The sequence below is a fragment of the Candidatus Neomarinimicrobiota bacterium genome, assembly GCA_030743815.1.
GTDB lineage: Bacteria > Fidelibacterota > Marinisomatia > Marinisomatales > S15-B10 > UBA2146.
Map to the genome: position 1 here is coordinate 1 of JASLRT010000040.1, position 21,557 is coordinate 21,557.

The 21,557-nt window shown below is 48.5% G+C and carries 18 protein-coding genes; 6 read left to right on the forward strand and 12 right to left on the reverse strand.

The features are described 5' to 3' along the window. Positions 1–1,208: citrate synthase (locus tag QF669_03710; protein MDP6456550.1), on the reverse strand; the 1,208-nt coding region annotated here is incomplete at its 3' end. Positions 1,209–1,617: 409 nt separating this feature from the next. On the opposite strand from QF669_03710, the gene QF669_03715 reads away from it, so the two are divergent. Continuing rightward, positions 1,618–2,628 carry a hypothetical protein gene (locus QF669_03715; protein ID MDP6456551.1) on the forward strand — a complete coding sequence of 337 codons (1,011 nt, stop codon included), beginning with the start codon at positions 1,618–1,620 and terminating at the stop codon, positions 2,626–2,628. Positions 2,629–2,642: 14 nt separating this feature from the next. Here the strand turns inward: QF669_03715 and QF669_03720 are convergent, their stop codons facing one another. From QF669_03720 to QF669_03730, 3 genes are read right to left on the reverse strand one after another with little or no spacing between them, the layout of a single operon-like run. Beyond that, a complete protein-coding gene (locus QF669_03720) occupies positions 2,643–3,380 on the reverse strand; it encodes a phosphocholine cytidylyltransferase family protein (GenBank protein ID MDP6456552.1) in 738 nt (245 codons plus the stop codon). Positions 3,381–3,428: 48 nt separating this feature from the next. After that, positions 3,429–4,418, reverse strand: coding sequence for a lipopolysaccharide heptosyltransferase II (gene waaF, locus QF669_03725; protein ID MDP6456553.1), 990 nt, complete (start codon positions 4,416–4,418; stop codon positions 3,429–3,431). Continuing rightward, positions 4,415–5,509, reverse strand: a complete 1,095-nt coding sequence (locus tag QF669_03730) for a CDP-glycerol glycerophosphotransferase family protein (GenBank protein MDP6456554.1) — start codon at positions 5,507–5,509, stop codon at positions 4,415–4,417. The genes waaF and QF669_03730 overlap by 4 nt, the downstream gene beginning before the upstream one ends. 130 nt (positions 5,510–5,639) lie before the next feature. Here QF669_03730 and QF669_03735 point away from each other — a divergent pair, with 130 nt between their 5' ends. Further along, a complete protein-coding gene (locus tag QF669_03735) occupies positions 5,640–6,656 on the forward strand; it encodes a sulfotransferase (GenBank protein ID MDP6456555.1) in 1,017 nt (338 codons plus the stop codon). On the opposite strand, the gene QF669_03740 is transcribed toward QF669_03735, so the two are convergent. The 4 genes from QF669_03740 to QF669_03755 are packed head-to-tail and all read right to left on the reverse strand — an operon-like array spanning position 6,647 to position 10,908. After that, complete coding sequence (locus tag QF669_03740; GenBank protein MDP6456556.1) at positions 6,647–7,393, reverse strand: phosphocholine cytidylyltransferase family protein; 747 nt, start codon at positions 7,391–7,393, stop codon at positions 6,647–6,649. The two genes, QF669_03735 and QF669_03740, sit on opposite strands and share 10 nt — an antisense overlap. After that, positions 7,390–8,001 (reverse strand): LicD family protein, encoded by a 612-nt coding sequence (locus tag QF669_03745; protein MDP6456557.1) that lies wholly within the window; start codon positions 7,999–8,001, stop codon positions 7,390–7,392. The genes QF669_03740 and QF669_03745 overlap by 4 nt, the downstream gene beginning before the upstream one ends. A gap of 1 nt (position 8,002) precedes the next feature. Next, entirely contained in the window at positions 8,003–9,052 is a 1,050-nt protein-coding gene (wecB, locus tag QF669_03750; GenBank protein ID MDP6456558.1) for a UDP-N-acetylglucosamine 2-epimerase (non-hydrolyzing), read from the reverse strand. Positions 9,053–9,066: 14 nt separating this feature from the next. Then, the gene (locus tag QF669_03755) at positions 9,067–10,908 is read right to left on the reverse strand and encodes an ABC transporter ATP-binding protein (protein MDP6456559.1); all 1,842 of its coding nucleotides are present in this window, start codon (positions 10,906–10,908) and stop codon (positions 9,067–9,069) included. Positions 10,909–11,146: 238 nt separating this feature from the next. Between QF669_03755 and QF669_03760 the strand changes: the two genes are divergently transcribed. Continuing rightward, a complete protein-coding gene (locus QF669_03760) occupies positions 11,147–11,512 on the forward strand; it encodes a co-chaperone GroES family protein (GenBank protein ID MDP6456560.1) in 366 nt (121 codons plus the stop codon). A 103-nt stretch (positions 11,513–11,615) separates the two neighbouring features. Here the strand turns inward: QF669_03760 and QF669_03765 are convergent, their stop codons facing one another. Together QF669_03765 and QF669_03770 are read right to left on the reverse strand one after the other, a co-directional pair. Beyond that, on the reverse strand, positions 11,616–14,561 hold the full coding sequence (locus QF669_03765; protein ID MDP6456561.1) for a hypothetical protein: 2,946 nt from the start codon (positions 14,559–14,561) through the stop codon (positions 11,616–11,618). A 370-nt stretch (positions 14,562–14,931) separates the two neighbouring features. Next, positions 14,932–15,546: a hypothetical protein gene (locus tag QF669_03770; GenBank protein ID MDP6456562.1), complete on the reverse strand. Its 615-nt coding sequence runs from the start codon at positions 15,544–15,546 to the stop codon at positions 14,932–14,934. A 51-nt stretch (positions 15,547–15,597) separates the two neighbouring features. Between QF669_03770 and QF669_03775 the strand changes: the two genes are divergently transcribed. Then, positions 15,598–15,936 (forward strand): hypothetical protein, encoded by a 339-nt coding sequence (locus QF669_03775; GenBank protein MDP6456563.1) that lies wholly within the window; start codon positions 15,598–15,600, stop codon positions 15,934–15,936. Between the two features lie 220 nt (positions 15,937–16,156). On the opposite strand, the gene QF669_03780 is transcribed toward QF669_03775, so the two are convergent. Then, entirely contained in the window at positions 16,157–18,220 is a 2,064-nt protein-coding gene (locus QF669_03780; protein MDP6456564.1) for a type II and III secretion system protein, read from the reverse strand. Between the two features lie 7 nt (positions 18,221–18,227). Beyond that, positions 18,228–20,588: a VCBS repeat-containing protein gene (locus tag QF669_03785; GenBank protein ID MDP6456565.1), complete on the reverse strand. Its 2,361-nt coding sequence runs from the start codon at positions 20,586–20,588 to the stop codon at positions 18,228–18,230. Between the two features lie 238 nt (positions 20,589–20,826). Here QF669_03785 and QF669_03790 point away from each other — a divergent pair, with 238 nt between their 5' ends. Continuing rightward, positions 20,827–21,276: a carbon monoxide dehydrogenase subunit G gene (locus tag QF669_03790; protein MDP6456566.1), complete on the forward strand. Its 450-nt coding sequence runs from the start codon at positions 20,827–20,829 to the stop codon at positions 21,274–21,276. Between the two features lie 80 nt (positions 21,277–21,356). Further along, the coding region (locus QF669_03795) for a hypothetical protein (protein ID MDP6456567.1) at positions 21,357–21,557 on the forward strand (201 nt) is incomplete at its 3' end.

Genomic DNA, 21,557 nt, shown 5'->3' on the forward strand with positions numbered 1-21,557 from the left:
ATTCTCGCCTTAGGCTCTTCCTTCATCTCCTTCCACTGCGCGATCCAGCCAGGCAGGCGTCCCATAGCAAACATGACCGTAAACATCTCGGTGGGTATGCCCATGGCACGATAAATAATGCCGGAATAGAAGTCGACATTCGGGTAGAGCTTTCGCTTAATGAAAAAATCATCCTTGAGAGCCACGTCCTCCAATTCCTTTGCAATCTCAAGGAGAGGATCATCAACTCCGAGCTTCTGAAGGAGTCTGTCAGCGGCCCCTTTCAGTATCTTGGCTCTGGGATCAAAGTTCTTATACACCCTGTGCCCGAAACCAAACAGCTTGAAATCGGACTCCTTATCTTTTGCCATATCAACATACTTCTTGTAGTTCATGTCGTCATCACGGATTACACCGAGCATTTCGATCACTTTCTGGTTCGCTCCACCATGGAGCCTCCCCCAGAGTGCCGCTATCCCTCCAGCGATGGAAATGAACAGATTGGCCTCACTGCTTCCCACCATTCTGACAGTAGATGTAGAGCAGTTCTGCTCGTGATCAGCATGCAAGATGAGAAGAAGCCTTAAAGCATCGGCCATCACGGGATCTACTGCATATTCTTCTGAAGGCATAGCAAACATCATGTTGAGGAAGTTTGCTTCAAAACCAAGTTCGTTAATTGGATAGACGAACGGCTGCCCGCACGATTTCTTGTACGAGAACGCTGCCAGAGTCTTCAGTTTGGCCAGAAGACGGATAATATTTATGTCCAAGTCGCCATTCTCTTCATCCGGGTAGAACGTTGAAAGAGCTGCCACTGTTGAAGCCAGAACACCCATTGGATGGGCATTCATGGGATAACCGTCAAAGAAGCGCTTAAAATCCTCGTGGATCATGGAGTGGTAGGTCAGTTGCTTGGTGAACTCCGTAAGCTCCTCATCAGATGGTAGATAACCATAGATCAGCAGATAACAGACTTCAACAAATGTCGAATGTTCCGCAAGTTGCTCAATGGGAATGCCCCTGTATCTCAGGATACCTTTTTCGCCATCGATAAATGTGATAGAACTGGCGCATGAACCGGTATTGCCGTACGCCGGATCAAAAGTAATATATCCTGTCTCTTTTCTCAGTTTTGTGAGATCAATGCTTTTTTCTCCTTCACTGCCGATAAAGACGGGATATTCCACTGTTTGGTCGTCGAGAATTATTTTAGCTGTTGCCATAATAGCCTCCTTTGGGTGTCAATACTGTATCATTAATAAAGCAAAAGACAGAATACTATTCATAATACAGTTCGATATCAGTCAATAAGGTTCCAATAAACATCAGATCACCAAAAATGATGACTGTTATAATTTAAGCCTAATCTCACAATTTTGAAAGATCGAGAAGCATCTCTGCAACAATTTTTTGCGAAAACTTGACCGTGGTAGCTATGAAACCTAAATTAGATTATGATATAATTTCAGTTATTCTCAGCTAATAACCTTTTACGATAGGGGATTATTTATTCTATAGAATTGCCACTGAAAATCGGAGGCCGGGCATCTTCAAAGTCTGTGGCGTCCTGGCACCTTGTTGCCAGAGCCAAGATGGATGCTTCATCATAAAGATTACCCACAAGAATAATACTGGTTGCTGAATCTCCATTTGCTTAATCAACAGAGATGCATTAATCTCACCGCCACTGTGCGGGTTAATTTCAAATTATTGCTGTTAACTATCTGCAGTTCACTATACACCGGTTACGCAGCGGACGGTGTCGACATTTCTACAATCACCTTTTTCGATCTTACGTATGACGATTCAAAGAACATTCCGACTTCATACAACCTCACGCGGTCATATGTCGACCTGCGGCGAAACGTCGCAGATGATCTGAAGGTGCGCATCACCACCGATGCCGCCACTACCAGTACCGGTCCCCTGTCCGTTTTCGTCAAGAATGTCCTGGTTACCTGGAGTACGTCGGTTGGAGATATCCTTGTGGGCGTGCAGCCGACGAACTATTTGGGCTCTACTCAGGCAAACTGGGGCAACCGCTTCATGGAGAAGTTTCCGGCCGATCTTTACAAGTTTGACTCTACCAGCGATCTCGGTCTGAGTGTAAAGCGAAAACTGTCCTCAAAACTGCTTCTTCACCTGGGCGTCTACAACGGTACAGGTTTCAAAAAGCCGGAGAACGATTCGTTCAAACGGACATCCCTCCTCGTCACTTTTGGTGAACAAGACCTGCGGAAGAGACCAGGCTGGAATATCGGCGCATTGGCTTCGGTGGAACCATATGACGATGGAGATCAGGTTGCGCTCACACAGAGATACTCAGCCTTCGGCGGCTGGGCAAGCGCGACCATTAGAGCCGGTGCCGAATTCCATACCCTCATGAAGGATGACACGGGGCAGTCGATTATCGTTTCTGGTTACGGCACTGTCAAGTTTTCGCCGAAAGTAAAGTTTATCGCAAGATTCGATCAATTTGATCCTGCCGTCGACAGCGGTGGAGACAGTAACGCCTATCTGCTAACCGGTGTCAGCTTTGCGCCACAGTCGGGCTTTACCATTGCACCGAATATTCGCTATACAATTCATGAGGCAGATAAAGATCCCGAACTGAGCTTCGTGCTCAACTTCGAATTTAAGATGTAACCTTCCGGGTGGTATTAAAACTGGTTCCTGAACCAGTCCGATCCGGCGAGCTTTTCTGCCTTTTCCAGATCTTCCGCAAAATCGATCTCTATACAAGGGAGGTCGGAGACATTCTCATAGAAGACTTCCGTTTCAGAAAGAAGAAGTTCAATGGCCGCTTCAAAGTAGTCCACCTTACCGCCTGCACCGATGAGGTGATCCAGAGATGTAACAAGCCGGCTGCTGAACTCGCTGGACAGTTTTGCCACGCCGATGAATTCGCCCAAAGCATTCTCCTGGATCAGCTCTTTGCCAATGGCCACAACCCTGTTATTTTCACCTTCGATGATTTTCACCTCTTCCCTGCCGCACGGCTTGACCTCAACCGCCAGGACATTTGCTGCATCTGAATCAATAACACGCCTTAGTAATTCCGATGGATAGAGCACATCTCCATTCATGAGAATGATCTCAGTATTGACCATATATTCACTGGCAAGGAAAAGTGAATAGGAGGTGTTGGTCTCAAAGAAATGTTCGTTAATAATAAAAGTGAAATCGAGTGCAGGAAAACTGTTCTTGAGGTACTCCTCAACTTTTCCCCGAAAATAACCCACCACCACAGCCACATCGGTCACACCGCTGGATTGGAGAGAGGATAGTTGATAGTCTATAATCGGGTGATCGCCCACTGCCAGGAGACACTTGGGGATCTCGAGGGTGACAGGATAGAGCCGGCGAGCGACACCGGCAGCGAGGATGACGGCTTTCATGAGGGGATGGTGAAGTTACAAAAATTCAGAATAGTCACGAACTACCTTTTACTTTTGGGAGAGATATGTCTGCCAGATTCTGTCTGCTTCAAGAGATGTAAGGCAAATGAGCGGTTCATCCTCGTTGCGGCAAACGTTCCTGCGGCACGGACTGCAGTGGACGCTTTCCGTGATAACAGTTGTTCGTGAACCGAGAGGGACCGTCTGAGCAGGGTCTCCAGCGCCGAAGATCGTTACTGTCTTAAGTCCAAGATTCGCCGCCACATGGCTGAGACCGCTGTCCGTACCGATAGCTCCCGCGCACTTGGAAATGAGCGCCACGCTCTGCCGCAATGAATAGACACCACAGACAGATCGGACATTATCACCATCCACCCTGTGTGACAGTTCGCTACCCGTTTCTTTATCCGCGGCGCTACCAAACAGGAGGAGTTCAGCTCCGCTCCCGCGCGCAAGAGAGAGAATGGCTTGCCACTTTTCAACTGGCACCCGCCGCGATTCAGCCACGCTGGAAGGAAAAACGGCTATGGGACTCGTCATACTCAGACTTTGAAGCTCGCCTCTGGCCCATTCTCTCTCTTCTTTTCTGAGGTGAATTCCTGTACTGTCCTCGCCGAGATCATATGCACCGGACAAGAGTGCGAGACAACGCTCCGAGCGGTGCATTTTCGTGCGAGACGGCTTGACGGCTGTGGTTAGCAGGAATGACCGCCACTGTGCCGCAAAACCGACGCGGTCCGGCGCACCGGAGAGTCTTGCCAGATAAGCTGAACGCCACGAATCAGAGAGAAGATAAAAACGATCCAGATCTAAGTCGCGCAGCCTCAAACCTTCACGTGTCGTGGCAACAGCGGAAGATCCCGTATTCAGAACCACGACTTCGTTTATGAGCGGGTGACTCTCGAATACAGCCGATACCCACGGTCTGGCAACGATGACAATCTCTTCATCCCGATGCCGACGGCGGCAACTGCTGATAAAGGGAAACGACATGACAGCATCACCGACCCAGTTGGGAGCGTAGATACCGATTTTCACAGCATGTTCCGTTCTTTCAGTTTTGCCTCGATGGCGTCCACCAGGCGACTTGATGCTTCTCCATCAGTGCGATAGAGATACCTCTCCGCTGCCCGCTGCCGCCTAGGAGACATTTGATTGGGATTCTCAAGGATATCCGACACCATCTGTTCCAGGTCATCCGGCCGATGAAGTAAATGCACAAAATCAATTTCCGATGCTCTTTCCAAGTCGAGGCGCTTCGTCAGTCGCCGCTTGAAAACCCGGTGCTTGAGGCGCGGAGAATAAAATGTAGTCTGAATTACAGGACGATCCAGTGCCAGATACTCAAAGAGCGTTGAAGACATATCGGAGATAAGGAGATCAGCGGCAGCGTAGTACGGCACAATGTTGTAGTCTTCACTCGGCACCAGATGAATTTGACCACCGGATACTTTCGTTGCCATTTCACTATGATGACGGTACCGTTTCTGTGTCCAACTGAAACCGTGCAACTTAATGATCACGTTAACCATGTCAGAAACTTTGGTGAACATGGGCAGTAACGTATCCACCGAAGAAGGATAGAAGGTGGGCGCATAGAGAAGTGTTGGTCTGTCCGGCGAAAGGCCCAGAGCATTCAAGAAGCTCTCTATTGCCACGAAGGCGGGATCTGAAAGGGGATCCAGCTTGGTAAATCCTGTCAGGACAAGATTTGGTTCCCCCAGCTCTTGCAGCAGGCGCATCCGTTCTTCGCTCTCCACTGCACGCAGATCGATACGCGGCGACATATCATTGTAATAACTTTGCTTCAGTCCTATCCCGTGGTAGACCATAACGGCGAGCGATGAATCAGAGACCACCTTTTCGAGCATCCCCACGTTCGCCACCACAACCAGATCGAACCGGCGCCGCTGCAAGAGTGTCTGACGCTCGTTCTCCGTCCCGGCATCGATAAACTCCACTTCCATATCTTCCATCACGGATCTTAGCTGACGGCGTTCAGTGGTGTTGATGGTGAGAGGAATTGAAGACGCCAGGAGATAATCACCCCGCTTATTCAGCTCGGCCATGATGGGAAGGAAATTGGGGAGGTAATATAGATGGTGGCACTCAAACAGGACCGACTTCACGAATTCAATTCCTCCTAGTGTAGGCCAGGGGCATCCCGGTCAGACAGGTGATGACGACAAAATTTGATTTACTTTCCACAGAACTTATAAACATTGGATCACACCTCAAAACGCATCTATTTTTGATGTAATGCACAACAGTGAACTTATACGACCGATCTTCATAGTGGGAAGTGAGCGATCGGGAACCACCTTACTCAGGCTGATGCTTCACGCCCACCCGCGGATTGCCATACCGCCTCAGACCAAGTATGTAAAGAAGCTGTATAAGCGGCGTCTCCTCTTCGGAAATCTTGCCAGAGAAGATAATCGCCAGAAGCTTGCCCGCTGGTTTTTGGCACACTTTGACGCCAGTACAAAACTGGACGATCTTGATATTGATCCCGCAGTGGTAAGATCAGCCGTGCAGGCAACTCACTCCCTTGGCGCAGCCTTGGCGCAGCCATTAATCGCCTACGCTGCCAAATATGATAAACTTCGCTGGGGCGACAAGCGACCGTACTACATCAAATACCTGGACAAACTTCGCACCCTTTTCCCCGATGCCCAGGTTATCCATCTCATCCGTGATTGCAGGGATGTGGTCGCTTCACTCAAACATATGCCGTGGTGGAAGAGCGACACAATCTATTCAATCCTGAACTGGAAGGAAGCAATAGAGAGGGGACTAGAGGCCCGTCAATCGACAAAGCTTGACGAATATCTCGAACTACGCTATGAAGATCTGGTAGATGAGCCGGAGAGGGAGTTGCAACGGGTTTGCCAATTCCTTAGCGAATCCTACGCTCCGGAGATGCTGCACTACTCCGATATTGCCCGCTACGCCGTGCCGGATTACAAGATGGCGTGGCACGCAGCGACCCGTCAGCCGCTCAGTAGAGATTCCATCGAAAGATGGAAAGTAGAACTATCCGCAGCGGAAATTTCCTTAATCGAGTGGTCATGCGGCAAGGAGCTTGAAGCTATGGGGTACACTCTCTCAGGATCTGCCGCACCTGACAGACGAGCCCGTTCCGCCTTCCGCTTCGCTGGATGGTCATACCGGATAAAAAGGTGTGCCATCGACACAGCCGACAGCTTAATCTCTCTGATCTATCGCCGGGAAATGAGCTATCGAAAAGACGGCAAAACTGAACCTCAACTATAGGCGGCAAACAGACTCTGCGCCCGCTCAAAATCTTCCGCCGTATCTATCTCACACCACTGATCTTCTGCAAAATTGATTGCCGTCAGACTGATCTCCCCCGCATCTACAGCATCGGCGATGGCCTGCTCGTAGAATATCTTGCGTTCACCACTCTCTATAATACCTTTCAGTCGCGGCACGACGGCACCATGAAAAGTGTTACTACTGAAGCTGTAAATATTCACTGTTTTGTATAATTGACTGAAATCATCAGGTCGCCCTGGCGTAGTCTTCAGAAAGAACTTTCTGACACTACTGTCACGGTTTAATGCTACAACAGTCCCATCCATATATGACTGAAACGGGCTCACTGCCGTTCTGTCAATACCATTCAGTTGTGTAAGTGCTTCATCGGAGAAGACCAGGTCTCCTTCCAACAGCAAGAAATCTTTGGTGAGCCGTTCGATTGCCATAGCCAGAGAAACAATGTTATTTGTCTGTTCCCATTCCCGGTTTTCTACGTAGTCGATGGACATGTCTCCACATCGCGAGCCGATTGCGTCTCTGATAACTTCCGCCTTATACCCGACCACCAGTATAGACTGTTCAACACCAATCCTGGAAAGCTGATCCAGCATCCGAATCAGGATCGGCTCCCCGGCTACTTCTACCATACACTTGGGTCTCCTCTCTGTATAGACACCGAGGCGACTGCCGCTACCAGCCAAAAGTAACACAGCCTGTCTGGGACCTTTCATGACTCCGTTTCCGGAGAAATGATGGCACCGTCGTCCTTGGTATAGTCCCACTGTTTCACCGGCGTTCTCCAGTCTCCATAGCGGAACGTAAGGTAGTCTTCAACTTCCGCGGGAGCTGTGTAACTCTTGCCCTGGAAGGTAATAGATTGTGTATTGTCGTAGAAATGAGACGGAACCGCCTTCTTTGTATAGAACTTGGGACCCCCGCACGACCAGATATACTGGTCTCCGTGCCGGACAGCGATAAAGCAGTCCATGACTATTTCACCTTTCTTCAGGAATCCTGCTTTGTTAAAGATTTTCACAATTCGTTTTTCACCTTCGTGCAAGGGGGAATCCTTTATCTCTTGCCGGCGAGTGCGGGCAAGATAGCCGGCAAAGCGGATCTTCCACATGGCCTGGGGCAATTTATTCACATCGTTGCGAAAGATGCGTAAATCGAGATCAGTATCCCACGGTAGTAATCTGTTTTCCCTGACAATGCCTAGGAGTGTTCCCGCAGTGAGACAGTACTTGATTTCATAGGACTCAAAGATGCTCGTGACCTTTTCCAGCATCGTGAGGGCGACAGCAGCATTTTCTTCGCCAAAAGCGTGGCGCGTACCCATGCTACCCTTCCTGCAATAACGATTCTATAGAGTCAACAATTCGCTTTCCGGCCTTGCCGTCGCCATAGGGATTGTCTCCGCTCCACTCAGGAGAATCGTCAGCCCACGCAAAACTACCTTCAATATCACTGCCGACAAGCTTTGCGAGCCCCGCTTCTACACCTTCAGGACGTTCAGTATTGTCGCGGCAGACAAGCACCTTCTTTCTGAATGCGGCGCACTCCTCCTGAATGCCTCCAGAATCGCTTATCACGAACTTCACCTCGCTGAGGAGTCTAAGCAGGTCCTCATACTTGAGAGGATCCAGAACGGTGACCTTTTCAAGGAGATCACGGTGGCGCTGGACCTGGGGATTCGGATGCATGGGGAAGACAAACTTCAGATGGGCGTTATCTTGCGCCAGCCGTTCAATCTGACTGAAGATACTCGCCATCTTTTCACCGAAATTCTCCCGCCGGTGTAACGTAATGAGCACTTTATCGCTATAGCTGACAGGGAAGCCAAATCTCTGGCAAATGTCAACCACGGTGTTGCCGGTGAGACGGACATTACGCGCTCCCTCCTTCTCGAGATTTTCCAGTGCCAGTTCTGTAGGCGCCCAGTTGAGCGAAGCCACCTTGGAGATCAGCTGGCGATTCATCTCCTCCGGGAAAGGTGAATCGAGATTGTAAGTCCTCAATCCCGCTTCGATGTGCCCCACCGATACCCGTTCATAGAATGAAGTGAGTGCGGAGGAGGAGGAGGAGGATGTGTCACCCTGAACCACCACAAGGTTTGGTCTCATATTCCTGATCACCGGTCGCAAATGATGGGCAACACGCTCAAGGACTTCAGCCGGACTCTGACCCACTTTCATGATGCCGAGACGATAGTCGGGTTTGGGAATCAGATGCCTCACATCGTGATAAAGTTCATCGTGCTGCCCGGTGAAAACAGTCTTGAAGGGGACGCTCCGGCGCGATAGTTCTTCAATGGTAGAAGCGACCTTGATGACCTCGGGGCGCGTACCGTAGCAGATAAGTACACCCGCTTTTTTGCGTCTGTCAGTCACTTGTTTGCCAGATCCTATATCACCTTGAAAGCAATCTCTCCGAACTGGACTTCGTACAGCTTCTTATAGTAGCCGCTCGTTTCCAGCAGTTCTGCATGCGCACCCATTTCCACAATCTTCCCCTGCTTGAGTACGATGATCCTGTCCGCATTGCGTACCGTTGACAGACGGTGGGCAATAACGAACACGGTTCTCTCTTTCTTGAGATGGTCTATCGCCTCTTGCACCTTTTTCTCGGATTCAGTATCGAGAGAAGAAGTTGCTTCATCCAGGATCAGGATTGGGGGATTCTTGAGTAGCGCCCGTGCGATGGCCAGACGCTGCCGCTGACCGCCCGAGAGCTTCACGCCTCTGTCGCCGATGATGGTCTCGAATCCGGCGGGCTGCTCCTCAATGAACTTAAGTGCGTTCGCAGCCTCAGCCACCTCGAGCATTTCGCCGGACTCCGCCCCCATCTCTCCGTATGAAATGTTGTTGCGGATGGTGTCATTGAAAAGGATCGTCTCTTGAGGCACGATCCCCATCAACCGCCGTAGCGAGTGAAGTTTGATGTTGCGGATATCAGTTCCGTCCAACGTAACCGACCCTCTTTTCACGTCGTAGAATCGGGGAATAAGATCGGCAATCGTCGATTTTCCGGCGCCGCTCTCCCCTACCACCGCTACCACTTCACCTTTGCGGATAAAGAAGGAGACATCATCGAGAACCCTCTCTGCAGAACCGTCGTACGAAAAGCTGACACCTTCAAACCTGATAGAATCAGTGAACTGATCTACATGGATGGCATCTTCCACATCCACAATGGAACGGGGCGCATCGAGGAGAGAGAAAACACGCTCCGCCGAAGCAAGGGCAGTCTGAATCTCCGTGTTGACGATATTCATCCCCTTAATAGGACTGAGAATAGCGAAAAGCAAAAGAATGAAGCGGATAAAATCTTCGGGATCCATGGTCTGATTTACGAGGACGTTCTTGCCGCCGATCCAGAGAAGGACAACACCCATGGTTACACCGATGATTTCTGTGGTCGGCACGGAAGCGTACCTGAGTCTGAATTGACGGCGCTGGAGCTGGTAGAACTTTTTCGTTTCGCGGCGAAACTTATCTAACTCCCCTTTCTCCATGGTAAACGACTTCACGATTCTGATAGAGCCGATTGTCTCTTGAATAATGGAGACAATTCCCGAAATCTGCTTCGACGACCGCATCGCTTTGCGGCGAATACTCTTGCCTACCACTACAATGAGAAATGTGGCCAACGGGAGGATGAGCGCTGCCGCCAATGTGAGTTTCCAATTAATTACGAAAAGGAGCAGCGTAAAGGTGAGAATATTGATCGGTTCAACCAGCAGTTTGTGGAAACTTACCGCCAGCGAGCGGCGAATGGCGGCAACATCATTCAAAAGGATGGAGGTCAGTTCGCCGGACTTCTTCCTGCTGAAAAAGGATAGCGACAGGGTGGTGAGGTGATCGAAAAGTTTGTTCCTTAGGTCGGTGATAACCTTAATCTGAACAAGACCGGTTAAAAAGTTCTTGAGATAGAGGAAAAGATTCTTCATCAGAAAAGAGACAAAGATGGTGATACAGAGCACCTTGAGCGTATCGATGGGTGTTGCGCCGAGGATGAGCCTGTTTGTCCATAGTTTCAGTGTCTCGTTGACAGTTCTCACTTCGAGAGCCTCAAGCTGTGCCTGACCTTTAACCAAAGATTCGAAATCGGTCAATATGTTGTTGATGAATGAAGCCGTCACCCAAACCGACAGAGAGTTGAAGAAGACAAAAATGAGCGAAGCCGCCAGCGACAGAGCTATCAGTTTCCAGTGAGGCCAGGCGAGAGCCAGAATACGCTTATACATTTTTCTCTCTCAGGCTGAAATGTGTCAGTATCATTTGTATTATATAATCATTGTAAATCATCAAATAAAGTTAGTTATACGAATTATATTAAAGCTATAGTTTATCTTAAACAGTGAGACACATCCCGGTTTGTAGATTCAGATTCATCACATTCACACAAGAAGCGACAGGATCTTTACAATCTTACGGATAAATCTATTACTTTGGAATGAAGAATTCACTATTTTTGCCGGTAGCATGAGAATAGGAAAAAGACATCTGATGGTTGTTGGCGATCGTCTCTTGATAAGGCCTGACGAATCCCAGGAGAAATCGCCGGCGGGACTCTATCTTCCGCCCACCGTCCGTGAAAAGGAAGATGTGTGGGGCGGCATTGTGGTGGAGGTGGGCCCCGGTATCCCTCTTTCTCATCCATCGGATGTAGAAGAAGAACCGTGGCACAACGAAGGTAAGGAGGTCAAGTACATCCCCACCCAGGCCGAGACAGGTGATTACGCCCTGTTTCTCAAGAAGGCTTCGGTAGAGATCAAGTTCGAAGAAAAGAAATACCTGATTGTGCCACAGGCGGCGATCCTGGTTCTGATCCGGGACGAACTCAATTAATTTCAGTATACATCTTCAATCCGCCTTTAGGTCCCAGTACCCATCCAGTGGCCTACCTTAGCATCACCGAAACACGGCGGCAATGAGAATATCGAATGTTGAATCAGAAAGGAGTGATAAGAGCGAAGCGGGCGTAGAACTGCGGCTCCTCCTCTGTTTGCCATTCATCGAGTGTCTGCGCCCGTCCCACAGCAAAAATTGCCAGCGTAGCATCACCGATATTGAGTGAAACTTTCGCCTCGTAGCCAGCCGTCACCACCCACGGATTTTTCTCCTGACCGGCATACCAGGCGTTCGCCACGTCAGCCACCAACGCTGTCGTGACTGAGCCGAAGGTGAAACCGAGGATATTCATCAGCGGAAACTTAGGGATAAGCGGCAAGCGCAACTCAGCCGAAGTAAAGACGAGCCGATCGCCGAGCCGGATACCTTCCCATCCCCGTGGGTTGTGATTCTCCACCAGGCCGATGATTCCTCCAAGCGCCTGAACGCTGGCTCCCGGAAGATAGATCGATAGATCGTTCGTAAGCCCCACGAACTCCTGTGCCGGCGGTGTCCCCTTCAGTCCCACCACTTTCCCTCGCAGAAAAAACGCCCCGGGACCAAAACGAAAATTGGCAAAAGAATCCAAAGTCAGCCGCTGGTACGAGAAGTCACCGTAAAGTTTCTTGCTGGCGAGGTCGGTCATCGCCATGACGCCCCATCCGTGCCGGGGCAGATCAAAGTTGTGCCTGTTGGGGCGGCGGTTGATGTAAGCGTAGAGCAGTGAACCGATCCCTTCCTTTCCCTCTTCTGGCCTGGGGAGAACAGCCGACGAGTCCGACTCTGCCCCGTGGAATTCAATTTTGCGTTCCTGGAGAAACAGGTTGGCCTGTAGCACGTGATTTGAGCTGAGAGAGTTGCCGCGGTTCATAGGCTGTGAGACAAAGAACTGCCAGCCGTCCAGACGCTCCACAAGCCCCAAAAGTTCATCGTCATACGGCCGGAAGTTCCAGCGGAAGTTGTTGAAGTAGTTGACGCCCCAGAGCGGCCCCGACGCTGCATTGATATATCCAAGGAACAGCCCGGAATCTGTCTTGTCCCACGTGGATCCACCGCCAAGCTGGAACAGGTGTCGTCCCAACCCGTCCATCCACACTGTGAAGCCAAATAGTCCTGTAAAGTTGTCCAGGGGCAGAATCAGGCTGGTGAGGTGCTTCGGATGATTCAGAAAGCTGTACGGCCGCGTCTGGACGATCTCCACGTCACTGTCGGGATCTACACCGTTCAGGGAGAGATCAGGCTGGCGGGTACGCCAGCGGAGGTAAACCTCTGTCATAGAGAGCGGCACCGTTGTCTTCGACCTGGCGGGATCGAGCTGGACAATCCTTACCGTGTCAACGTCGTTCAGAGTGAGAGCAGTAACCGTCTCGCCTTTGGGCGTCCACTGAATGCTCCAGACAGCTTCCCCCACATCAGTGTTCTGCAACTCATCTCCGGAGACGAGATCAACGGTGTGAAGGTTGGGCGTAGAGCCGCGATGAGAGGTGAATGTGATCTTCTCTCCATCCGCATGCCAGACAGGCAGATAGTCCACCGCACCGTCTGTCGTCACCCGGCTGATTTCATCTGTCTCCAAGTCAAGCACATGGATGTCCGTATTGCCGTCAGAGCCAGATTTGGCGAACGCAATCTTCTTTCCGTCCGGCGACCATTGGGGGGTGAGCACTTGCACGTCACCGCTGAAGTCAGTAAGGCGTTGTCTATCTTCGCCATCTGTATCCATAGTAAAAAGGTTAGAGGTCCCTTTCTCGTGACTCATAAAAGCGATTCTCTTGCCATCGGGTGACCAAGCGGGATGGCCGACCCTCGCCGTCTTATCGGTGAGCCAGCGTCCTCCCCCCTCTTCCACATCCACGACTCGAATGCCCCAGATAAGGGATCCGTGCTCGCCGTAGCGGTACTTGACGTATGCCACCTGCTTGCCGTCGGGCGACCACGACAGTCCCCGGCCGATGCTGCCGTAATCCAGCTCTTCGATATCGTACTCCGGTTTCTCTTTCTTCTTTTCGGTGGTATCTCGCCTGGCAAGGAAGAGTCTCTCAAAGAATCCCGTGTCCGGTTTTGTCGTGTCGAGCTCTGCCACGTAGAGGGAAAGGTCGAACTGATCTTTGTCTTTCCGCCCGACGACTGCGATCTTCAGACTATCCGGCGAGAAGGCAAACCAGAGAACATCCTTCACCGGCAGGCTGGCCGTCTTGCCGATCTCCGCGAACGGCTCCTTCTGGGAGCGATAACCGTAGAAATAAGTGTTCATATGGCGGCGCCAGTCTTCCTCGAACTGGCTCAGTTCAACTCCTGTAGCTTCCTTGAACGCCTTCCTAAATTGAAACACCTTCAGTTTATTTCGATACTGGATCGTCTTGACAATGGTAGAGTCGCCGAAGCGGTCACCCCAGTAGAGCATCTTGGAGTAGCCGTCAGCATGAGGGTCGGGTATCTCTTCAACTCTCTGCTTAAAGACGAAAAACTTGTGCACCAGATCGGACCTGTAAGGGCGCCATCGCTCCGTGAAGTACTCCGCGGAGCCTTCGATGAACCAGCCGGGTGTTCCCGAAAGCAGAAGATCCCACTGTTTGGGAATCCACGACCTGAGAGCCTCATAGAGAACGATGTGCTGCAGCTCGTGTGCTACCACATGATTAAGCCACTTCTCATCCTCCAGCCGGATGACGGCGTCATTCTGATCAACCCAGATGAAAGTCTGATTTGTGGGGGGAATGGCATAGCCATTCATGACTTCATCCTGGGCGGTGAATATGATGTCTATGCGCGGAATGGTGTCCAGACCTATCTGCTCCAGCAGCGTTGGCCAGATCTGTTCGGCGATGGAAGCTCCCCTTGCGGCGATCTCCTCTATCCCCTGGTGATAGTGGACGTTATAGTGTTCGGTGCGGAGAGTTGACCACTTCAGCTCAGGGTGGGTTCTGCCGCTCATCATCCAGGGTCCCTGGGCCGCAACAAATGTCGAAAGAAGAATTGCAGTATAAATCAAGCGCAGAGTTTTCATGGCAAAAACGTCCGTTAATTGAAAAGAATTTACGAAGTAAGAAGACCTTCAGAAAGGTAGATAAGTCGAAGTCTTTCACTCTGAAAGGTGAGTCGATGCAGTAAGTTTGTAAAGGACTAGAACGTGAAGAAGGAACAGGGCGGCTTGAGAGACTGTATTGTCTAACCTCGATGGTTTTAAGTCACACCTGTACCGATGGGAGTGTACCCTTGGTGAACCTTCAAGGTTGTCATAATGTTCGGCCTGACAGGATTGATACCCCGAACAGTTGGGGTCAGGTCACATTGAGATAACAGAAAACCCCCGCCGAAGCGGGGGTTTTCTGTTACTTATCTGTTACTTATATGTGGTTTAGTCGCAGTATGCGTCCTTAATTAGCGCAATCACAATTTGAAGCAGCGTACCGCAACTTCGGCTCAGACCAATCACCATTCTGTTTAGTTCTATAATTAGGAATATCAGCACACCAAGCAGCGCAGTTGGCCATGGTGTCTTGTCCCTTGCCTTCATCGTTCCTTTCATTCATCGAACGATAAGTCGCTCTGAAGAACTCTTTGCGGTTTACTTGGTCATTACCACAAGAGCTGTCATCTTCATCTTTACTGGCAATGTCATTGAAACCAGGGTCTTCATCATCACCTTCGGCGAATTCATCTCTGGACTGTTCCAAAGAAAAGACTGCAAAGGCTTCGTCGAGATTGATGCAGTTATCATCACTTGTATCAACATCGTCAAAGCGGGCTGGGCCTGGGCCACCATCACCACCATCACCACCACCAGGACAGTGACCTTCATTATTTCTGCAGTGGTCATCCCAATCTGACTCGGAATTCATTTCGGCCTGGCAAACCGGACAGTGACCATGGTCCTCACCTTCTGTGCCCGTGTATACATAATCACATTCATGGCACTCGTCACCGGCCTGTGGTCTACAGTGCTCTGGATTAGCTTGACAGTGTTCATCCCATTCTGCATCTGAATTCATTGCAGCGTCACATTCCCTACAGTGACCATGTTGATCGTTTTCGACAAATTCATGACCACACACATCGCAAGTACCTGGCTGTTGATCACCAGTTGGATGTTCGCCTTCACCAGTTGGATGGTCGCCTTCACCAGGATCAGGACAGTGACCTTCATTATTACTGCAGTGGTCATTCCAATCTTCCTCGGTGTCCAATCCCTCATCACAATTGGGGCAGTGGCCATGGTGATCGTTTTCGCTAAATACATGGCCACAGTCTCCTATATCGCACACATCACCGGCCTGTGGCAGACTGTGTTGGTCACCATTCCCTTCATGGCATGGCTCACCCTCATCATAAGCACCGTTATTGTTGCAATCATCATATTGGCCTGCGGCACAGCCTCCTGAGGTAGGAGCTCGTTCTGGATACTCTACACTTGGGTCACAATCACCTTGACCAAGGACTTGTACAGGAATGACAAGCGCAAAGACAACCATGAGAGCCATAGCTAGTTTTATCATCTTCATGATTTTTCCCTTCCTACATTAAGTTAAATAACTCGAACTTCGGTCCAAAATAACCTCTCCTACGATGAAAATCAATGATTTGTGTCACATTTTTCTTTTTTTAGCGATTTTCAAGCAAACGGCCTACTGAGGCGGTTTCTCGGTTGAATTCCTTTTCGAACATGCCATAATAATTGGAGACTTCATAAAAATACCGGGCCACATCCCTGTCCACAACATGAAAGTTTTTCTCAAGAACTTCCGGAGCCGGAAATAATATTTCAATTCCAGGCTGAAAGGAAGCGATTTGCTGTTTTAAGTCCGAATTGATTTCCAACAGCTTCTTCAATATAAGGATCTCATAAAGAAAACGCTCATTAGCAGACTGTTGAACAATAATAGTAAAAACATCTTCTTCAGGGGTAGACCCATGAATGTTGGTTTTTTCCAACTCTCCTTTGTAATTAAATGATCTGTCGGCCTTGATATATTCTACATCTGCAGTAGGTTGAACAAATGGTTTTTCAGTTGAAGCTTTTTCATGTAAAGAAAAGCTTAGCTGCAAGGCATTGGTTTTTGAAATATTTTCTATATAACCATTCAGAAAGTTAACAGCAAAACCAGCAGGGTCATCATCATCTTGTTTGAAAAAAATTACTTTATCCGGGTCTATATATTTATAGTAATTCTGAGATCTTATGATATCATAAAGCATCCTGCGTACAAGGATTTTTTCACCGGGAATTTCACCCTCAAGAAGACCTTTAAAAGGTTCTGTGACCTTAAGTGTTTTATTGATTTCAGAAGCAGCCTGTACATCGTCAAGCATTTTGTTGAAAATCGGACTCTCATGAATAAATCTAAGATCGTATACGTCAGCATTCGTTACTCGATAACTGTTCTGGAAAAGTTGATTACCAAACGCATTAAACGCCTCTGAATCAAGAGGAATGACCCGGCTGAAGTTGCTCCCCTCCTCGCTTATTATGTGGGGAGTAATAACGACGATCACTTCTTTCCTTTGAGTCTCTAATGTCGAACTGGAGAACAATCGTCCCAATATGGGAATCTCCGATAAAATAGGTATACCACCCTTCACATCACTTTTCTTTCTAGAAATGAGACCACCAACAATGAAAGGTGTGTTATTTGCCACACGGACAAAAGACTGGACTTTTCGATTATTTATGAGAGGTGCCTCTTCAACACCAGAGGTAGTGGCAAGTGCTCCAAGCCGTTCCTCTGTCTCTGTAATGATTGTCTCGATCTGGATGGTAATTCGGGTCTGATCTTCGCTCACCCGGGGCCGGAGATTGAGTACTATACCTACGGGAATGTAATCCACAGATCTGGAAACCGCCGTTTGGGTGCTGGTGGTTTTAACGATGGGGATCTGCTGACCTACCTGTATCCTAGCCTGCCGTCCATCTAAAACAAGAACGGACGGTCTTGAAAGAATTTCGGCAGCACTTGCACTTATTAGTGCCTGAATATTCGCATTGAAATCTGCAGAGGTTCCAAGAATTGTTCTGTCGAAAACAAACGTGAAGGGATTCAGAGCCCCGGTTTTATCATCAGCTGGTGGAAATTCCCCTGAAATACCTCCTTGGGAAGCACCGAAATCAATGCCGAGCGAATTCAATCGATCAGTGTCAATCTCGATAACAAGTGCTTCAATCTGAATCTGGGATGCCGGCAAATCAATCGTATTGTTTATGAGGTCCAGTAATCTTGCCACCGGATCAAAATCGTTGGGATTGTAGCCAATGATTAGTTGCTGCTGGGGTGCACCCGCTGTTGTCCCCAGCATGGGGATTCCGGCCAGGTCAAGCCCCAACTCTGCTTTCTTCCCTTTAGCCGATTTTCCTTTTTCCTGCGTAAGCAGACTGACGGTCTCGGTATCCGGCACCTTGATGATGATTGGGAGAAAATCTTTCCTGGGCAATTCCTTTACATTAAGTATACTGCTAATAGCTGGGGTAAAACTGTATTCTCCCGCCAGCTCACCTTTGCCACCTTTAAATTCAACTACTGTATAGCCCACTGTCTTAAGAATGGCCAGGGCCCTATCCACTTCAACAAAACTGAGCTTTATAACCTGGTATTTCAGATCCCGCATGGATTGCGCCATCAATATCAGGGGTAGTAAAAAAATGACTAATAATAATCTAAATATCTTTCTCATATCCAATCTAGCGCTGAACAATAGTGATAGGTATCTTGACAAATAGGTCTTGAAATTGAGCAGAAACAAGTGCACTGGTTTTAGTGCTACTGGGAACAAAAAGACCTTCCACCTGAAACTTTGACTTTGCAGTGTCAGCGATGACCACTGTTATATTACTTGTGGAGGAAACATGATGAATATCCAGTGAACCACTTGTGGCATCCAGAGCAAGTTTCATTGATGATATGCTGGAGCCGCTGACGTTTGATGCTTTTTTAAAGGTTAAATTCCCTTCCTGGTCCGTTTGCCAGTACATAAAACCGTTGATGGGAACAGTCTGACCTTCTGTTTCGAATGTGACGGAACCCGACAGTTGACTACCCATAATGGTGGCGGACAGAACACCGGCGGCTGTATCCCAATTCCATCCCCCTGCTGATGTAACAACAGAATCAGGTGTGGCATCAGCACCCGAAACATTGGCTGTTTTCACAAAAGTGATGGTTCCCCTGTCAATACTCTCCCAATACATGAAAGCACCGACGGGTACGGTTGAAGACTTGGTATCGAAACTGACGACACCTGATTCAGTCTCTCCAAACACCATGACGGATAGGAGATTGGTCTCTTTATCGTAGCCCCACCCTCCGGACAGAGAAACAACTGAATCAGCCGGAGCCGAAAAGCCGGTGACGTGCGCAGTTTTCTGAAAGGTGACGTCTCTTTTGTCGGTCTTCCAGTACATGTAGGCACTGACGGGAATGGTGAGACTGTCCGTATCGAAAGAAACAGTACCCGTTTCAACTTCGCCACCTGAGGTGTCGTAGAAAGCGACCTGAACCTGCTTTGTTACATCAGTATAGGTCCAGCCGCCGGCTCTTACAGTGGAATTGGAAGCGCCAAGAACAGTTGGTGAACCAAAACTGGCTTCAATTATTGAACCAGAGTTCAAATAAAAATAGATTGTGCCTAAATATTCACCCACAAATAAATCCATGTCGCCATCACCATCAATGTCTACGAAGGTGGGTGTTGCATTCGTATTGTCACCCTCACCTACATCGACGGCATTCAACGGATTGTCATTCCCAACTTGAGAAGAGAAAGAATGCGCTGTATTTGAACCAATATTTTTGTAATACTGAATGATACCGTTACCGGCACCGATGAATACGTCCAGGTCACCGTCTTTGTCAATATCAACGAAGGTCGGTGCTGAGTTCGTCCCCACATCACTGTCGAAGAGCGCATCGGCATCCGCCTGCACGGTAAACGCGGCGGTCGTGCTGGAGCCTGTGTTCTGATAGTAGTTGATAGTACCATCATATTCACCCATGAATGTGTCCATATCACCATCACCATCGATATCGGCAAAGATAGGTTTTGAGTTATAGCCAACATCAACACCATTCAAGGGATTGTCATTACCTGTCACTTCTGAAAATGATGCACTTGTACTGGAACCACCATTTGTGTAGAAACTAATGGTACCGTCATCCTGCCCGATAAACAGATCCATATCACCATCACCATCAATATCCACAAAAGCTGGAGCGGCCCAACCGCTTACAACTACACCGTTGAGAGGATTGTCGCTCCCCGTCTTCTGCGTGAAAACAGCTTTAATGCTGGAGCCGGTATTTTCATAATAGACAATGGTGCCGTCCTGGCTACCGATGAACACATCCTTATCAGCATCTCTATCGATATCGACAAACGCAGGTACAGACACATAACCGACATCGATACCTTCCGAGGTTGTCTGCGTCCGTGAAAAGGTGACACTACTATCATTCTCGAAAGTGTATTCCAGAGTGAGATTCGATAGATCAGGAACATCTGAGGCCTCTGTTACTTTCCAGACACCAAGAACTTTTGAACCCAGTTTAGAGACATCAAAAATATGAGTCTCTTCAACCGTCATCGTCGTGTCATCATCAAATTCATATTCAATTGCAAGCAGCTCTGAATTGATGGTGTCCGTACCTATAGAATGAATATTCCATTTACCCACTATCTTGGAAAAAATGTCCGCAAATCTGTGAGTTTCGACGCGGGTTACAGTATTGTCACTGTTGAAAGTATAGTGTATTTCAAGAAGAGTAGGATCCAGCGTGTCAGGCTCATCATAAATCAGGTCCCAGACGCCAAGAATCTTGTTGGAAAGGTCCGCTATCCCATCTGTGAGCCTCTCAACCTTTGCAATGATGTCCAGAGAGTGCTCTGAATTAACGATATTATTTGAAGTTTCCAGGGTCAGCTCAAACAAATCATTGCTGTCTTTCTTTGTAACGACAGAATCCAGCGGATCCTCACAGCTTACCACAAGCAACAAAACTGACGCAGCCAGTAACAGGACGAGCTTAACTGCTTTGTTATGTTCCATCAAAAAAAGTACCTTGGCTCTGATATAAATATAGGGTTGAAGCTACGATTTTTTCCCTTTTCTACGACCACTGACTAAGTGGCATCCTTGTATAATCTGACTAAGAAATTGACTGAAGTCAAGAGATTTTAGGATAGATGACATACTATTTGTATTGACTTTTATCAAGTTTGTTGTTACCATCCTACGGCTCGATTCTATCGATTACCAATACTCGCGGGGTTCAAGGAATTTTCATTTGCGACTGGAACGCGAATACCATATTGATCAACCGTTAAACCTCGTTTGGGATTCCATTCTGAATCCCGATTTCCTTGCTGAAATCCTCCCCGGATGTAAAACCTTAACTTCTCTTTCAGATACAAAATTCAGTGCCGAAGTAGAGATCAAGGTAGGTCATATCAAAGGGTCCTATACTTCTGATCTCGAAATCTCCAACATTCGGCCCCTCGAGGGATATCACTTTGAAGTGAATGGCACTAGCACCAATGGCGGCATATCCGGTGGCGGGGACATAAGCTTGGAAGAAGAGGACGGTTCTACCGTCCTTTCTTTTTGTGCGGAAGGCAACGTCAGTGGGATCCTGGCCCGTGTAGGCCACCGACTAATTGAAGCAGTGGGGAAAAAAATAATAGATCAAGGATTTGCAAACTTTCAGACAAAACTAGCTGAAAAGGAATACGCTTGAGTTTGTGGAAAAAGATTACAGACTTCCTTACATCGGGTTACGCCGAACAGGTGGCTACCCCATCTCCTTCAGCAGCTACAATAAAAACGACAGAAACTTCAACAGATCTATCATCAAATAAGGAGGATGGCATGACGCATACCATCTCAATGACAGTAAACGGAAAAAGTTGTTCCGGTGAAGTGGAAAGCAGACAACTGCTGGTACACTTTCTTCGGGACCAACTCCTTTTAACCGGAACTCACGTCGGTTGTGATACGAGTCAGTGCGGATCATGCACT

What these genes read in the sequence shown, in the direction of transcription:
- QF669_03720 (MDP6456552.1), bottom strand. Translation starts at nt 3,380, where the DNA reads ATGAAAGCCGTCATCCTCGCTGCCGGTGTCGCTCGCCGGCTCTATCCT.
- QF669_03735 (MDP6456555.1), top strand. Translation starts at nt 5,640, where the DNA reads ATGCACAACAGTGAACTTATACGACCGATCTTCATAGTGGGAAGTGAG.
- QF669_03740 (MDP6456556.1), bottom strand. Translation starts at nt 7,393, where the DNA reads ATGAAAGGTCCCAGACAGGCTGTGTTACTTTTGGCTGGTAGCGGCAGT.
- QF669_03745 (MDP6456557.1), bottom strand. Translation starts at nt 8,001, where the DNA reads ATGGGTACGCGCCACGCTTTTGGCGAAGAAAATGCTGCTGTCGCCCTC.
- QF669_03755 (MDP6456559.1), bottom strand. Translation starts at nt 10,908, where the DNA reads ATGTATAAGCGTATTCTGGCTCTCGCCTGGCCTCACTGGAAACTGATA.
- QF669_03760 (MDP6456560.1), top strand. Translation starts at nt 11,147, where the DNA reads ATGAGAATAGGAAAAAGACATCTGATGGTTGTTGGCGATCGTCTCTTG.
- QF669_03765 (MDP6456561.1), bottom strand. Translation starts at nt 14,561, where the DNA reads ATGAAAACTCTGCGCTTGATTTATACTGCAATTCTTCTTTCGACATTT.
- QF669_03770 (MDP6456562.1), bottom strand. Translation starts at nt 15,546, where the DNA reads ATGAATTCAGATGCAGAATGGGATGAACACTGTCAAGCTAATCCAGAG.
- QF669_03775 (MDP6456563.1), top strand. Translation starts at nt 15,598, where the DNA reads ATGACCACACACATCGCAAGTACCTGGCTGTTGATCACCAGTTGGATG.
- QF669_03780 (MDP6456564.1), bottom strand. Translation starts at nt 18,220, where the DNA reads ATGAGAAAGATATTTAGATTATTATTAGTCATTTTTTTACTACCCCTG.
- QF669_03785 (MDP6456565.1), bottom strand. Translation starts at nt 20,588, where the DNA reads ATGGAACATAACAAAGCAGTTAAGCTCGTCCTGTTACTGGCTGCGTCA.